Below are 14,136 nucleotides of genomic sequence, written 5' to 3' on the forward strand. Positions count from 1 at the left end.
CGTGAGTCGGCTGTGGAGCCGGTTCGGCGCCCGTACCGCCGCCGTCGCGCTGCTCTCCGTGGGCGTTGCCGGCGGCTTCTATCTGGGCGAAGACCGGGAAACCCAGCAACAGGGCCTGACCGCGCAGGTCGGCCTCCAGGTGGACCAGGCCGAGTTCGACTACCAGCGCGAGCGGCAGGCCCAGCACCGGATCGTCTCCGCCGAGAAGCGGGCCGCCGAGTACCAGGCCGAGAAGCGTGCCGCCGCGGCGGCCAAGGAGGCCGCCGACCGGGCCCGTGAGGCCGAGGCGGCGTCCCGCAAGCGCGAGCGCGAGGCCGCGGCGAAGGAGGCCGCCGAGAAGGCGGCGGCCAAGGCGAGCAAGCCGTACGACGGCCCGATCCCCGCCTCGTGCAACGAGTACGGCGGCAACCGGAAGATCGGTTGCGCGTTGATGATCGACGCCGGATTCGGCATCGACCAGTTCCCGTGCCTGGACAAGCTCTGGACCAAGGAGAGCGGCTGGAACCCCAGGGCGCACAACTCCTCGTCCGGCGCGCACGGCATCCCGCAGGCGGTGCCGGGCAGCAAGATGGCCTCGGTCGGCGACGACTGGGAGACCAACCCGGCCACCCAGATCAAGTGGGGCCTCGGCTACATCAAGGGCCGCTACAGCTCGCCGTGCTCGGCGTGGAGCCAGTCGCAGAGCGAGGGCTGGTACTGATCCGCTGAGCACCGCTCGACCGCGCACCGCGACGGCGGGGCGGGCGCCTCCCCGGCGCCCACCCCGCCGTCGTCGTTTCCCGACGGTCCCGCCGCCCGGGTGGCGGTCGGGCGGGAATGCTGATAGCTGTTTGGACATGACCCTGCACGACGGCCCCCCGGGCGGCGACCCGCGACGCTTCGGCACCGAGGCCTTCTACGCCTCGATCGGCCGCGCCTTCGTCGCCATGTGCGCCGTCGTGCCGGTGCTCTTCCTGGTCGAGGCCCTCGACGCCGGTCTCGGCATCGACCTCGACCTGGCCGGCGGCATCATCCCGCGGCACATCGACGGGCTCGACGGGGTGCTCTTCTCGCCGTTCCTGCACGCCGACTTCAACCACCTCTACAGCAACAGCGTGCCGCTGATCCTGCTCGGCACCTTCGTGCTCGCCGCCGGATTCCGCCGGTTCATGTGGTCCACCCTGGTCATCGTGCTGGTCAGCGGGCTGGGCGTGTGGTTCACCGGCTCACCCAACTCGGTCGTGGTCGGGGCCAGCGGCGTCATCTTCGGCTACCTGGGCGTCCTGCTCACCCGGGGCGTGGTCGAGCGGAGCTGGTGGAACTTCGCCGTCGTGCTGCTGGTCGGCCTGCTCTACGGCTGGCAGCTGCTCGGGATCCTCCCCACCGACGAGCAGATCTCCTGGCAGGGCCACCTGTTCGGGCTGGTCGGCGGCGTGGTCGCCGCGATCCTGTTCCGGCGACGCCGGGCCGAGGACGACCCGTACGACCTGGACACCCCGCCCCTGCGGGCGTAAGGAAGGGCCCCCTGTTAACGCCTGCGGCAGAGAAGGGCACCCTTCTCACCCGGTGCCGGGCCGCGCCCCGCCCACGTCCGGCATGGGACGGTGCTTGATCCGGACCCGGCGCGCGCCTACCGTCGGCTTCAGCACGCGTTGATCCGTGAGCGGAAAGCGACGGTACGCTATGCCCGAGGTCGATGTCGCAGTGATCGGTGCGGGCCCGACGGGGCTGTTCGCCGCGTACTACGCCGGGTTCCGGGGGCTCTCCGTCGCCGTGGTCGACGCCCTGCCCGAGGCCGGCGGCCAGATCACCGCGATGTACCCGGAGAAGCTGATCCTCGACGTGGCCGGGTTCCCGGCCGTCAAGGGGCGGGACCTGGTGGCCAACCTGGTCGCCCAGGCCGCGCCGTTCCAGCCGAGATACCTGCTCGGCACCAGGGCCGAAAAGCTGTCGCACACCGACGGCCGGCCGGTGCTCGGCCTCGCCGGTGGCGAGCAGCTCACCTGCGGGGCGGTGGTCGTCACCGGCGGCCTGGGCAGCTTCACCCCGCGTCCGCTGCCGGTCGCCGACAGCTTCACCGGCTCCGGGATCGTCTACTTCGTGCCGGAGCCGGCCGCGCTCGCCGACCGGGACGTGCTGATCGTCGGCGGGGGCGACTCCGCGTTCGACTGGGCGCTGGCGCTGGAGCCGCTGGCCCGCTCGGTGACCCTGGTGCACCGGCGGGAGCGGTTCCGGGCCCACGCCGCCACCGTCGCCCGGGTGCAGCGGTCGGCCGTGCGGATCGTCGTCAACGCCGAGGTCACCCGGCTGCACGGCGACAGCGCGGTGACCGCCGCGGAGATCACCGTGAAGGGGGCGGCCCCCGAGACGCTGCCCGTGGACACGGTGGTGGCCGCCCTCGGGTTCACCGCCGACCTCGGCCCGATCGCCGAGTGGGGGCTGCGGCTGGACCGCCGGCACATCCTGGTGGACAGCGCGATGGCCACGAACCTGCCCCGGGTCTTCGCCGCCGGGGACATCACCGAATACCCGGGCAAGGTGCGGCTCATCGCCACGGGCTTCGGGGAGGCCGCCACGGCGGTCAACAACGCCGCCGTCGCCATCGACCCGTCCGCCCACCTCTTCCCGGGCCACTCCTCCGACGCCCCCTGACCGCGCCCCGGTCAGCGGGGCAGGCCGATGAGGTCGGCCAGCAGGCCGGTCTGGTGTTCGAAATACTCGGCGCGGTGCGGCAGGGTGCGGTCGATCCGGCCGAACAACTCGAAGCTGATCAGCCCGAACAGCTGCGTCCAGCCGGCCAGGCAGCGGGCGAGCAGCGCCTCGGGCAGCCCCGGGGCGAGTGCGGCGGCGATCTCCGCGAGGTCCGCCCGCAGCGGCTCGGGCAGCTCGCCGGGGTCGGGGGCGGCGATGCGGCCGGCGGCCAGCCCGTCGCGGACGATGCCGAGCAGCACTGCCGGCGGGCGCATCGCCGGCCCGAGCGTGTCGTCCGGCGCGGCGTACCCGGGCACCGGACTGCCGTAGAGCAGGGCGTACTCGGCGGGGTGGGCCAGGGCCCAGCCCCGGGCCGCCCGGCAGGCGGCGTGCCAGCGCCCGCGCGGGTCGAGCCGGTCCGCGCCCGCGTCGGCCGCCTCCACGGCCGCCCCCAGCGCGTCGTACGCCTCGACGATCAGCGCGGTGAGCAGGTCGTCGCGGCTCGGGAAGTAGCGGTAGAGGGCAGAGGAGACCATGCCCATGTCCCGGGCGACCGCGCGCAGGCTGAGGTTGCCGCCGTCGGTGGCGAGGTGGCGGCGGGCGACGGCCTTGATCTCGTCGAGCATCTCGGCGCGTACGCGGGCGCGGATCGAGGGGGCGGGCATGCCCCCACTCTGCCACGTGGGAGAGCGCGGATCAATTTAGAGATCGGTGCTCTTGACGCGCGGGGCGCCCGACGGCCATGCTGGGTGCAGCAGATCGAGAGCGATGCTCTCGTTTCGTACCCCCGATTCGAAGGGTGACCTGTGATGCCACTGCATGTGATCGTCGGCGCCGGACCCGTCGGCACCGCCACCGCCCACCTCCTCGCGGCCGCCGGCGAGCGGGTCCGGGTGGTCACCCGGCGCGGCACCGGCCCGGAGCACCCGGGCGTCGAGCGGGTCGCGGCCGACGCCGCCGACCCGGACCGGCTCGCCGCGCTCGCCGACGGCGCGGTCGCCCTCTACAACTGCGCCAACCCGGCCTACCACCGCTGGGCGACGGACTGGCCGCCGCTGGCCGCCGCGCTGCTCACCGCCGCCGGGCGCGCCGGGGCCGTGCTCGCCACGGTCGGCAACCTCTACGGGTACGGGCCGGTCGACGGGCCGATGACCGAGGACATCCCGCCGGCGGCGGGCGGCACGAAGGGGCAGGTCCGCAACCGGATGTGGGCCGAGGCGGTCGCCGCCCACCGGGCGGGGCGGGTCCGGGTGACCGAGGTGCGCGGCTCCGACTACCTCGGCGTCGGCGCGCTGTCGGTGCCGATGATGCTGCTGCCCCGGGTGCTCGACGGACGCCGGGTGGTGCTGCCCGTCGACTTCGACGCCCCGCACACCTGGACGTACGTCGACGACGTCGCGCGCACCCTCGTGCGGGTCGCCGCCGTCGAGCGCGCCTGGGGACGGGCCTGGCACGTGCCCAGCCCGCCCGCCGTCTCCGCGCGTGAGCTGGCCGCGCGGGCCGCCGCCCTGGCCGACGCCCCCGCCCCCAGGCTCACCCGGCTGCCGTACCCGGCGCTGTGGCTGGGCGGGCTGGTCAACCCGTTCGTGCGGGAGCTGCGGGAGACGGCCTACCAGTTCGACCGGCCCTTCCTGATGGACTCGACCGCGGCCACCGCCACGCTCGGCATCGAGCCGACCCCGCTGGGCAGCGCTCTCGCGCAGACCGTCGCCGCCCTGCGCGCCGCCCCCGCCTCCGCCCCCCGTCGCCCGCTGCGCTGACCGGGCTGCTGCGGCGGCGGGCTGCTGTGGTGAGAAGGGTGCCCTTCTCTACCGGAGGCGTTAACAGGGGGCCCTTCCTTACCGGCGGGCTGGTGGGCCGAGGGCGGCCAGCAGCGCGGCGAACAGGGTGAGCGCGGCCCCCAGCAGCGTGTGCACCCCCGGGTGCGACGCCGTGGTCGGCAGCGCCACGTCCAGCAGGGCGGCCCCGACGACCTGCCCGGCGATGGTGGCCAGGCCGAGCAGCAGCACCCCGGTGAACCGCACGACGGCGGCGGCCACCGCGATGAAGACGATGCCGACCGGGCCGCCCAGGTAGAGCCACGGCTCGGCCGGGAGGCCGCCGCCCGGCAGGCCCCGGACGGTCACCTCCACCACGAACGCGGCGAGCAGCACCGCGGTGCCGACGGCGAAGTTGACGAGCGTCGCGGCCAGGGCGCTGCCGGTGGTTGCCCGGACCCGGCCGTTCATCGCCTGCTGCCAGGCGACGCCCACCCCCGCCAGCAGCGGCAGCAGCGCCAGGCCCAGCGTGCCCGGGTCACCGAGCCGGCCGCCGACGGCCAGCACCACGGCCAGCACGGTCAGCGCCGCGCCCACCAGGCGGTTCGGGGTGACCGGCTGCCGGCCGGCGGGGCCGAGCCCGGCCCGGTCGACCAGCAGGCTGCTGCCGGACTGTCCGGCGACCGCCGCCACGGTGAACACCGCCACACCGAGCGCGCCGACGGTCAGCCCCTGGGCGGCCACGAAGAGCGCCCCGCACGCGCCGCCGAGGCACTGCCACGGCCGCAGCGCACCGTCGGCCAGGTCCACCCGCAGCGCGACCAGGCCCCGCCGCCCGGCGGGGGTGGCCGGCACCAGCACCAGCAGCACCAGCAGGCCCACGCCGAACGAGAGCACGGCGGCGGCGATCCCGTCGGCCAGGCGTACGCCCAGCTCGCCGTTGATCCGGGACTGCACGGCGACGGCGACCCCGGAAGCGGTGGCCAACCCGACGCCCGTGATCCGGCGGGCGGTCGGCAGGGTCGGCGGGGACGCGGTCCCGGTGGCCGTCACTCCTGCTCGGCGAGCGGGCGGCCGTCGAAGTCGACGGCCGAGTACAGCGCCAGCTTCTCCAGCCGGTGGTACGAGTCGATCACCCGGATCGTGCCGCTCTTCGAGCGCATGACGATCGACTGGGTGTACGCCCCGCCGGCCCGGTAGCTCACGCCCCGCAGCAGGTCGCCGGAGGTGACCCCGGTCGCCACGAAGAAGCAGTTGTCGCCGGTGACCAGGTCGTCGGTGAACAGCACGCGGTCCAGGTCGTGACCGGCGGCGAGGGCCTTCTCCCGCTCCTGCGCGTCGCGCGGCCAGAGCTTGGCCTGCATGACGCCGCCCATGCACTTGAGGGCGCAGGCGGCGGTGATCCCCTCCGGGGTGCCGCCGATGCCCATCAGCACGTCGACGTCCGACTCGCCCCGGGCGGCGGCGATCGCGCCCGCGATGTCGCCGTCGGAGATGAACCGGATGCCCGCCCCCGTGCGGCGGATCTGGGTGACCAGGTCGTCGTGGCGGGACCGGTCCAGCACGCAGACGGTGACCTCGGACACGTCGGTGCCCTTGACCTTGGCGATCCGGCGCAGGTTCTCGGCCACCCCGGCGTTGATGTCGACCACGTCGGCGTACTCCTGGCCGACGGCCAGCTTCTCCATGTAGAACACGGCGCTCGGGTCGAACATCGCCCCCCGCTCGGCCACCGCGAGGACGGCGAGCGCGTTGGGCATGCCCTTGCTCATCAGGGTGGTGCCGTCGATCGGGTCGACAGCGACGTCGACCTCGGGGCCCGTGCCGTCGCCGACCTCCTCGCCGTTGAAGAGCATCGGCGCGTTGTCCTTCTCGCCCTCGCCGATCACCACGACGCCCCGCATCGGGATCGAGTTGATCAGCTTGCGCATGGCGTCGACGGCCGCCCCGTCGCCGCCCTCCTTGTCGCCCCGCCCGACCCACCGGCCGGCGGCCATCGCCGCCGCCTCGGTGACCCGGACCAGGTCGAGGGCGAGGTTGCGGTCGAGATCCTGGGGGGTACGCGTCCTCGTGCTCGTCATGACGGCCTCCTCCTCGCGACGTTGCGGGGTGGACCGGCGGCCTGCGGCCGTCGCCGCCGCCGGCTCTGCCGCTGATCCTCACACGCTGATCAACCTATCGCCGGGCCGGGGCGCTGGTGGCCGCCTTCCCGGCAACCGGGCGTGGGACGTATCACCCCGGTCACTGCCGCGGTGGCGGTTCGCGGCGGAGCGACCCGGGGCTGGAACAATAGCCGGGTGGATCCCGCCCAGCCCGCCGAGCCCAGCCCCGCCGAGCCGACGCCGTCGACGCCGAGCCAGCCGACGCAGAGCGAGCCGACACCGGGCCCGCCCGGTCGGGAGAAGGCCCGGTCGGAGCGGTCGCCGAAGGACATGGCGATCTCCCTGCTGGTCCTGCTCGTCCCGATCGCCCTGCTGCTCGCCTTCTACCGGGGCTTCCTCGGCGGCGACCAGCCGAGCACCGTCGACCCGGCCCCCGCCGTGGAGCAGGCCCGGGCGGCCAACGCGTTCCCGGTGAGCCAGCCGGCCGGGCTCGACGACGACTGGCGGACGGTCAGCGCGAGCTACCGCACGGTGGAGGGCGGGTCGAACCTGCGGATCGGTTACCTGACCCCGGAGGGGCGGGGCGCCCAGCTGGTGCAGAGCAACGTGCCGCCGGAGCGGCTGCTGCCGGCCGAGCTGACGGCCGAGGGGCAACCCCAGGGCCCGACCGAGGTGGGCGGGCGCAACTGGCAGCGCTACACCGCCCGGGGCAACGAGCAGGCCCTGGTGCTGCTCGAACCGGGCCGCACGGTGATCGTCGTCGGGGACGCCCGGGAGAACGAGCTGCGCCGGCTCGCCGACTCGGTGAGCTAGGCCGTGTTTCGTAGCGGTCGACGGCGTGGCGGTGGTCGCTAATGGGAGAGGTCTCCGGTAGTTGGTTCAGCGACCAAGCTAGAACTTCACACCGGAGACCTCGTGCCGAGCGTAGCGGCAGCGAGGCGGCATGACCTGACCGACGTGCAGTGGGCGGTACTCGAGCCGCTGCTGCCTGCGGGAACGGGTCATGCTCGGCCGCGCAGATGGACCATGAGAGTGATCATCGACGGGATCCGGTGGCGGGTCCGGACCGGGTCACCGTGGCGGGACGTGCCCGCGTACTACCCGCCCTGGCAGACCTTGTACCGGTGGTTTCGGCGCTGGCAGCGTGACGGCGTCTGGGCGCAGATCCTCACTTCGTTGCAGGCCCTGGCGGACGCGGCGGGGTTGATCGGCTGGACGGTGAGCGTGGACTCGACCATCAGCCGTGCCCATCACCACGCCGCTGGGGCCCGCCGCGACGGTCAGGCGCAGAAGGAGCCCCCCGGTGGTGTGCAGACCGAACCGGCAGATCACGGGCTCGGCCGGTCGAGGGGCGGCTGGACCACCAAGACCCATCTGGCCTGCGAGCAAGGCCGCAAACTGATGGCCATGGTGGTGACCGTCGGACAACGCGGCGACAGCCCACAGTTCATCCCCGTGCTGGCCAGGATCCGCGTAATGCGTGCCGGTGGCGGCCGGCCCCGGACCCGCCCCGACATGGTGCTGGCCGACAAGGCGTACACGTCCAAAGCCAACCGAGCCCACCTCCGATCCCGCGGCATCCGAGCATGCATCCCGAGCAAGACCGACCAGGATGCACACCGCAAGGCCAAGGGGTCCAAAGGCGGACGCCCGCCCGCCTTCGACCCCGAGGTCTACCGCCTGCGTCACGCCGTGGAGTGCGGCATCAACCAGCTCAAACAACACCGCGCCATGGCCACCAGATACGACAAACTCGCCGTGCGCTACGAAGCCACCCTCACCATCGCCGCCATCAACCAATGGCTCCGCGCCCTACGAAACACGGCCTAGCCAGCGCCACACCGCACCGCGCCACACCGTGTCCCGCGGCCCCGCGCCGTGTCGCGTCACGCGGCCCTGCGCCCGTCCGCGGCGCGCGGGGCCCTCTTGGCCTGCCGTGCTGTGCTGCCGTGCCGTGTGGTCCACGGCAGCGGCGCTCCGGGCTCGACCTGGTCCGCGCCGCCGCCGAGCGCGCGTCACGCGGAGTAGTTGTCGCCGCTCGGCGACCTACCTGACCCGTGTACCCCTTTGCTCTGCACCCCAATACGCAACGGTTACGCAGCGCGACGCGGGTGCCGTCTCGTCCGCTCCGGCCGCCGCACGTTTGTCCAGCTCGTAGACGTGATGCGTGCGTGGGTGCAGAGCAAAGGGGGCGGGTTGTGTCTGGTGAGGCGGCGGGGCGCTACGGGGAGTCAGCTCGACCGCTCGCCCTGGATGATTAGGCGGCTGTCACGCAAAGTGATTCGATCGGGGCGGCGGGCCGGGGACGGCGGGGGACGGCGGGCGTCCGACCTTTCCGTTAGGCGGCCCCGGCTCGACCCCGGCCGCGCGATACGGCCGGGCAGCCTTTCCGGAAAGAGAACGACGTGATCATTCGACGGTGGAGCGCCGGCATCCTCGCCGCCGCCCTTTTCGTCCCCGGCCTGACCGCCTGCAACAACTCGCCGGCCGCCGAGCCGGCCGCCGGTGGGGCCGCCGCCCCGGCCGCGCCCGCCGACCCCAAGGAGGCGCTGCTCGCCTCCACCAGGGAGCTGAGCAAGGGCAACTTCACCTTCGCCATCAGCGGCGGCGAGTTCGACGGCAGCGGCACGGTGCACATGCCGTCGAAGAGCGCCGAGATGAAGATGACCGGGGGCGACGCCGCCACCGAGGACTTCTCGATGGACATGCACCTCGTCTTCATCGACACCGAGAGCTGGGTGAAGCTGGACCTGACGGGCCCGATGGTCGACGCGATCCCCGGGGCGAAGGAGCGCAAGGGCAAGTACCAGCACCTCGACCGCTCGAAGATCAAGGACGCCAAGGACCTCCAGTTCGACTTCTCCGACGTCGACCCGGCCGGCAGCGAGGCGCTGACCAAGGCGGTCACCGACGTGAGGAAGACGGGCGAGGGCACGTACGAGGGCACCCTCGACGCGACCAAGGTCACCGACTCGGACGTGCTCGACGCCGACATCGTCAAGGGCCTGGCGGACAAGGCCGGCGCCGTGCCGTTCACCGCGAAGCTCGACGCGCAGGGCCGGCTCGTCGAGTTCCTCGTCAAGGTGCCGGCCGCCGGCTCCGCCAAGGCGCAGGACCTGAAGGTCACGTACGCCGACTACGGTGCCGCCACCGCCGTGCCGCAGCCGCCGGCGAACCTGGTGGTCGAGGCCTCCGACGACGTCTACGAGATGTTCAAGGGCTGATCCGGCGCGGTGGGGGCGGCATCCGCCGTCCCCACCGACGGACGGCGGGTCGGCCGGACCGGGCGGGGATTGCGGAACCCGGCGACAGGGAACAGAAAGGGAACAGAAGCAGACGTTCCCTTCCGGCGCCCGCGCGGACCGGACGACCCACTTGGAGAGGTGCACGTGACCATTCGACGCTTCAGCGCGGCGGTCTTCGCCGCGACGCTGCTCACTGCTGGTCTGGCGGCCTGCGACAGCACCGGGACCGGCGAGGCGGGGGCCTCCGCGTCCCCCACGGTCTCCGGCAGCGCGGCCCCCGGCAGCGCCTCGCCCGGCACGGCCGACGCCAAGCAGGCCCTGCTGAACTCCACGAACGAGATCCGCAACGGCAACTTCCGGTTCACCATGACCGGCGTCGGCACCACCGCCGAGGGGCAGGTGCACCAGCCCAGCCAGAGCGCCCAGATCAAGCTGAGCATCGGCGACGCCTCCTCGGACGTCTCGATGAAGCTCGACCTGGTGCACCTCAAGCCGGACAGCTGGGTCAAGCTCGACCTCGGCGGCCAGGCGGCCAAGCTGCCCGGCGTGCAGGGCCTCAACCTCGGCAAGTACCAGCACCTCGACCAGAGCCGGATCAAGGGCAACCGCAACCTGGGCTTCGACTTCGAGAAGGTCGACCCGGCCGGCAGCGAGGTGCTGACCCAGGGCGTCACCGAGGTGCGGCAGACCGGCGACGGCGCGTACGCGGGCACCATCGACGTGTCGAAGGCCGCCGAGGCCGGCTCGCTGAACGCCGAGCTGATCAAGGCCCTCGGGCAGCAGGCCCAGTCCGTGCCGTTCACCGCCAAGCTGGACCCGCAGGGCCGGCTCAGCGAGCTGGTCGTGCAGATCCCGGCGGCGGGGCAGAACAAGGCCCAGGACATCCGGATCACGTACGCCGACTACGGCGCGGCCACGGCCGCCCAGCGCCCGCCGGCCGACCAGGTGGTCGAGGCCCCGAGCGAGCTGTACAACCTGTTCAACTGACGCCGGCGCGTGCCTGTCGGGGCGGCGTGTGCCGCCCCGCAGCCGTGCCCCTGCCGCCAGCCGTGCGGCTGTCGAGCCCCTGGCCGGCTGCCGTGCCCTGCGGCCGCCGAGTCTCCTCGGCCGCCGTGCCGGCGTCAGGCGTCCGGCTGCCGCCGGGCCGCGTCGATGCGGGCCCGCGCGCCGTCGAGCCAGCGCTGGCAGACCTCGGCCAGCTTCTCGCCGCGCTCCCACAGCGCCAGTGACTCCTCCAGCGAGGTGCCGCCCGTCTCCAGCCGCTCCACCACCGTGGCCAGTTCGGCGCGGGCCTGCTCGTAGCTGAGCCGCTCGTCCGGCCCGGCGTTCTTCTCGTCGTCAGTCATCCGTCCCATCCCAGCACATCCCGCCCCGCGGTCGCGCGCGGCTCAGCCGTCGACCGTGGCGGCCAGCTCGCCCTCGGCGAGGCGGACGCGCAGCGCGTCTCCCGAGCCCACCTCGCCGGCCGACCGCACCACGTGGCCGTCGGCGCGCTGGACGATCGCGTAGCCCCGCTCCAGGGTCGCGGCGGGGGACAGGGCGCGCAGCCGGGCCAGGGTGTGCCGCAGCTCGTCCTGGGCCGCGCCGAGCCGGTGGTGCAGGGTGCGCCCCGCCCGCTGGCGCAGCGCGGTCACGTCGGCGGCCCGCTGCTCCACCATCACCTGCGGCCGGGCCAGCACCGGGCGGGACCGCAGCCCGTCGAGGCGGTGCGCCTCCCGGTCGACCAGGTTGCGGACCGCACGCTCCACCCGCTGCCGGGCCTGCCGGATCAGGCGCAGCTCCTCGGCCAGGTCGGGCACGATCCGCTTCGCGGCGTCCGTCGGGGTGGAGGCCCGCACGTCGGCGACGTAGTCGACCAGCGGCGCGTCCGTCTCGTGGCCGATGGCGCTGACCACGGGGGTGCGGCAGGCGAAGACCGCCCGGCACAGCGCCTCGTCGGAGAACGGCAGCAGGTCCTCGATGCCGCCGCCGCCCCGGGCGATGACGATCACGTCGACGGCCGGGTCGGCGTCGAGGACCTTCAGCGCGTCGACGATCTGCGGCACCGCGCCCGGCCCCTGAACGGCCACGTTGACCGTGCGGAACTCGACCGCCGGCCAGCGCCGTTGGGCATTGGTCAGCACGTCCCGCTCGGCGGCCGAGGCGCGGCCGGTGATCAGCCCGATCCGGCCCGGCAGGAACGGCAGCCGGCGCTTGCGGGCCCGGTCGAACAGCCCCTCGGCGGCCAGCAGCTTCTTGAGCTTCTCCAGCCGGGCCAGCAGCTCGCCGAGGCCCACCTGGCGGATCTCGTCGGCGCGCAGGCTCAGCGTGCCCCGGGCGGCGTAGAACTCGGGCTTGGCGTGCAACACCACCCGGGCGCCCTCGCGCAGCTCGGGGGCCCCGGCGTCGAGGACGTCCCGGTTGGTGGTGACCGTGAGGCTCAGGTCGGCCGACGGGTCGCGCAGGGTGAGGAAGACCGTGCTGGCCCCGGGTCGGCGGCTGATCTGCGCCACCTGCCCGTCGACCCACACCCAGCCGAGCCGGGCGATCCACGCGCCGACCTTCTGGCTGACGACCCGCACCGGCCACGGCTCGTCGGAGCTGCTGCGCCCGCTCTCATCCGCACTCACGCCCCCACCCTACGGACGACCCCCGACGGCGGGGCGGTCCGCGTACCCCATGATCATCCGGGGTGGGGCGGACCCGGCACGTACGATGGGCGGGTGACTCAGGCTGAGACGACTCCCCGGACCGGCAAGCGCGTGCTCCTGGCCAAGCCCCGCGGCTACTGCGCGGGCGTCGACCGGGCGGTGCAGACCGTCGAGGAGGCGCTCAAGCTCTACGGCGCCCCGATCTACGTGCGCAAGCAGATCGTGCACAACAAGCACGTGGTGCAGACCCTGGAGGCCAAGGGCGCGATCTTCGTGGAGGAGAACGAGGAGGTGCCCGAGGGGGCCACCGTGATCTTCTCCGCCCACGGCGTCGCCCCGGAGGTCTACGAGCAGGCGAAGGCCCGCTCGCTGAAGGCGATCGACGCCACGTGCCCGCTGGTGACGAAGGTGCACCAGGAGGCCAAGCGGTTCGCCGCCGAGGACTACGACATCCTGTTGATCGGCCACGAGGGGCACGAGGAGGTCATCGGCACCGCCGGTGAGGCCCCCGCACACATCCAGCTCGTCGACGGCCCGGACGACGCCGACAAGGTCACCGTGCGGGACCCGAGCAAGGTGGTGTGGCTCTCCCAGACGACGCTGTCGGTCGACGAGACGCTGGAGACCGTGGCCCGGCTCAAGTCCCGGCTGCCGCTGCTCCAGTCGCCGCCCAGCGACGACATCTGCTACGCCACCTCCAACCGGCAGCACGTGGTCAAGGAGATCGCCCCCGACTGCGACGTGGTGCTCGTCGTCGGCTCGCGCAACTCCTCGAACTCGGTCCGGCTGGTCGAGGTCGCCCTGGACGCCGGGGCCCGCGCCGGCCACCTCGTCGACTTCGCCCACGAGATCGACGACGCCTGGCTGGAGGGGGCCCGCACGGTGGGCCTGACCTCCGGGGCCAGCGTCCCCGACGAGCTGGTCCAGGAGGTCCTGGCGCACCTCGCCGCGCGGGGCTTCACCGACGTCGACGAGGTGGTCACCGCCAACGAGCGGCTGACCTTCTCGCTGCCGCAGGAGCTCAAGCGCGACATGAAGGCCGCCGCCGCGGCCCGCGCCTGACCGCCCGTGCCGGTCCGGTCCGCCCCGGCCCCGCTCCGTTCCGGTCCGTGCCGCGCCGTGCGGCCGGGGAACGGATCAGCGGCGGGCAGCGTCTGATCGGCATGAAGACTCCTCGGACCATCGTCGCCGCGCTGGTCACCTGCGCGGCCCTGAGCGCCTGCGGCGGCCAGGGCGCCGGTGACGGCAGCCCCGCCCCCAGCCCCTCCGGAGGAGCCGCGGTGACCGACACGCCCAGCGCCGACCCGGCCGACCCGGTCGCCCCGTCCGGCTCGACGCCCCCGGGCCGCCCGAGCCTCCCGCCGAAGCCGGGCGGCCCCAGCGTCCCGCCGGGCGTCGGGGCCACCACGCTCACCGGCACCGTCGAGGCGGGCGTGGAGCCCGGCTGTCGCCTGCTGGACGGCTACCAGCTCGTCGGCGGCCCCGCGGACGTGCTGGCCGCCGGTGCCAAGGTCGAGGTCACCGGCCGGGCCCAGCCCGACCTGCTCACCACCTGCCAGCAGGGCATCCCCTTCGTCGTGGAGTCCGCCCGCCGGGGCTGACCCGCGAGCCGCGCGGGCTGCCCGTTGGCGGCCGGTGCGCGGTGGCCCCGGGCGGTGTGGCGGCGGCCGACGGCAGGAGCCCGCCCCCGCCGTGGGCGGGGACGGGCTCCTGTGGTGAGGCGGAGGGTGGT

At 73.8% G+C, this 14,136-nt stretch carries 15 protein-coding genes; 10 read left to right on the forward strand and 5 right to left on the reverse strand.

Features of this window, described 5'->3' with window-relative positions; genetic code table 11:
• Window position 1: 1 nt before the first annotated feature.
• From O7633_RS24980 to O7633_RS24990, 3 genes are all read left to right on the forward strand, one after another.
• Complete coding sequence (locus O7633_RS24980) at window positions 2-700, forward strand: lytic transglycosylase domain-containing protein (protein WP_282324119.1); 699 nt, start codon at window positions 2-4, stop codon at window positions 698-700.
• 136 nt (window positions 701-836) lie between these two features.
• Window positions 837-1,493: a rhomboid family intramembrane serine protease gene (locus O7633_RS24985; protein WP_178063381.1), complete on the forward strand. Its 657-nt coding sequence runs from the start codon at window positions 837-839 to the stop codon at window positions 1,491-1,493.
• Window positions 1,494-1,662: 169 nt separating this feature from the next.
• Window positions 1,663-2,631, forward strand: coding sequence for an NAD(P)/FAD-dependent oxidoreductase (locus tag O7633_RS24990; protein WP_282324120.1), 969 nt, complete (start codon window positions 1,663-1,665; stop codon window positions 2,629-2,631).
• A gap of 11 nt (window positions 2,632-2,642) precedes the next feature.
• On the opposite strand, the gene O7633_RS24995 is transcribed toward O7633_RS24990, so the two are convergent.
• A complete protein-coding gene (locus O7633_RS24995) occupies window positions 2,643-3,335 on the reverse strand; it encodes a TetR/AcrR family transcriptional regulator (RefSeq protein WP_178063382.1) in 693 nt (230 codons plus the stop codon).
• A gap of 144 nt (window positions 3,336-3,479) precedes the next feature.
• Between O7633_RS24995 and O7633_RS25000 the strand changes: the two genes are divergently transcribed.
• A complete protein-coding gene (locus tag O7633_RS25000; protein ID WP_282324121.1) occupies window positions 3,480-4,430 on the forward strand; it encodes an NAD-dependent epimerase/dehydratase family protein in 951 nt (316 codons plus the stop codon).
• Between the two features lie 78 nt (window positions 4,431-4,508).
• Here the strand turns inward: O7633_RS25000 and O7633_RS25005 are convergent, their stop codons facing one another.
• Both O7633_RS25005 and glpX read right to left on the reverse strand, forming a co-directional pair.
• On the reverse strand, window positions 4,509-5,480 hold the full coding sequence (locus O7633_RS25005) for a DMT family transporter (protein ID WP_282324122.1): 972 nt from the start codon (window positions 5,478-5,480) through the stop codon (window positions 4,509-4,511).
• Entirely contained in the window at window positions 5,477-6,508 is a 1,032-nt protein-coding gene (gene glpX / locus O7633_RS25010) for a class II fructose-bisphosphatase (RefSeq protein WP_043961901.1), read from the reverse strand. Before glpX ends, O7633_RS25005 begins: the two co-directional genes overlap by 4 nt.
• 216 nt (window positions 6,509-6,724) lie before the next feature.
• On the opposite strand from glpX, the gene O7633_RS25015 reads away from it, so the two are divergent.
• The 4 genes from O7633_RS25015 (at window position 6,725) to O7633_RS25030 (ending at window position 10,761) form a co-directional block, all read left to right on the forward strand.
• The gene (locus tag O7633_RS25015; RefSeq protein WP_282324123.1) at window positions 6,725-7,342 is read left to right on the forward strand and encodes a DUF4245 family protein; all 618 of its coding nucleotides are present in this window, start codon (window positions 6,725-6,727) and stop codon (window positions 7,340-7,342) included.
• Window positions 7,343-7,444: 102 nt separating this feature from the next.
• Entirely contained in the window at window positions 7,445-8,359 is a 915-nt protein-coding gene (locus O7633_RS25020; RefSeq protein WP_282324124.1) for an IS5 family transposase, read from the forward strand.
• 575 nt (window positions 8,360-8,934) lie between these two features.
• Window positions 8,935-9,753 (forward strand): hypothetical protein, encoded by an 819-nt coding sequence (locus O7633_RS25025; protein WP_282324125.1) that lies wholly within the window; start codon window positions 8,935-8,937, stop codon window positions 9,751-9,753.
• Window positions 9,754-9,918: 165 nt separating this feature from the next.
• A complete protein-coding gene (locus O7633_RS25030; RefSeq protein ID WP_282324126.1) occupies window positions 9,919-10,761 on the forward strand; it encodes a hypothetical protein in 843 nt (280 codons plus the stop codon).
• Between the two features lie 134 nt (window positions 10,762-10,895).
• On the opposite strand, the gene O7633_RS25035 is transcribed toward O7633_RS25030, so the two are convergent.
• Window positions 10,896-11,120, reverse strand: coding sequence for an exodeoxyribonuclease VII small subunit (locus O7633_RS25035; RefSeq protein ID WP_178063387.1), 225 nt, complete (start codon window positions 11,118-11,120; stop codon window positions 10,896-10,898).
• A 42-nt stretch (window positions 11,121-11,162) separates the two neighbouring features.
• Window positions 11,163-12,383, reverse strand: a complete 1,221-nt coding sequence (gene xseA, locus O7633_RS25040; protein WP_282324127.1) for an exodeoxyribonuclease VII large subunit — start codon at window positions 12,381-12,383, stop codon at window positions 11,163-11,165.
• A gap of 93 nt (window positions 12,384-12,476) precedes the next feature.
• Between xseA and O7633_RS25045 the strand changes: the two genes are divergently transcribed.
• Window positions 12,477-13,466: a 4-hydroxy-3-methylbut-2-enyl diphosphate reductase gene (locus O7633_RS25045; protein ID WP_282324128.1), complete on the forward strand. Its 990-nt coding sequence runs from the start codon at window positions 12,477-12,479 to the stop codon at window positions 13,464-13,466.
• A 101-nt stretch (window positions 13,467-13,567) separates the two neighbouring features.
• A complete protein-coding gene (locus O7633_RS25050) occupies window positions 13,568-14,005 on the forward strand; it encodes a hypothetical protein (protein ID WP_282324129.1) in 438 nt (145 codons plus the stop codon).
• The last annotated feature ends 131 nt before the right edge of the window (window positions 14,006-14,136 follow it).

Origin of the sequence: Micromonospora sp. WMMD712, from assembly GCF_029581295.1 — a bacterium.
In the GTDB taxonomy this organism is placed as follows: Bacteria; Actinomycetota; Actinomycetes; order Mycobacteriales; family Micromonosporaceae; genus Micromonospora; species Micromonospora carbonacea.

What these genes read in the sequence shown, in the direction of transcription:
- O7633_RS24985 (WP_178063381.1), top strand. Translation starts at nt 837, where the DNA reads ATGACCCTGCACGACGGCCCCCCGGGCGGCGACCCGCGACGCTTCGGC.
- O7633_RS24990 (WP_282324120.1), top strand. Translation starts at nt 1,663, where the DNA reads ATGCCCGAGGTCGATGTCGCAGTGATCGGTGCGGGCCCGACGGGGCTG.
- O7633_RS24995 (WP_178063382.1), bottom strand. Translation starts at nt 3,335, where the DNA reads ATGCCCGCCCCCTCGATCCGCGCCCGCGTACGCGCCGAGATGCTCGAC.
- O7633_RS25000 (WP_282324121.1), top strand. Translation starts at nt 3,480, where the DNA reads ATGCCACTGCATGTGATCGTCGGCGCCGGACCCGTCGGCACCGCCACC.
- glpX (WP_043961901.1), bottom strand. Translation starts at nt 6,508, where the DNA reads ATGACGAGCACGAGGACGCGTACCCCCCAGGATCTCGACCGCAACCTC.
- O7633_RS25035 (WP_178063387.1), bottom strand. Translation starts at nt 11,120, where the DNA reads ATGACTGACGACGAGAAGAACGCCGGGCCGGACGAGCGGCTCAGCTAC.
- O7633_RS25050 (WP_282324129.1), top strand. Translation starts at nt 13,568, where the DNA reads ATGAAGACTCCTCGGACCATCGTCGCCGCGCTGGTCACCTGCGCGGCC.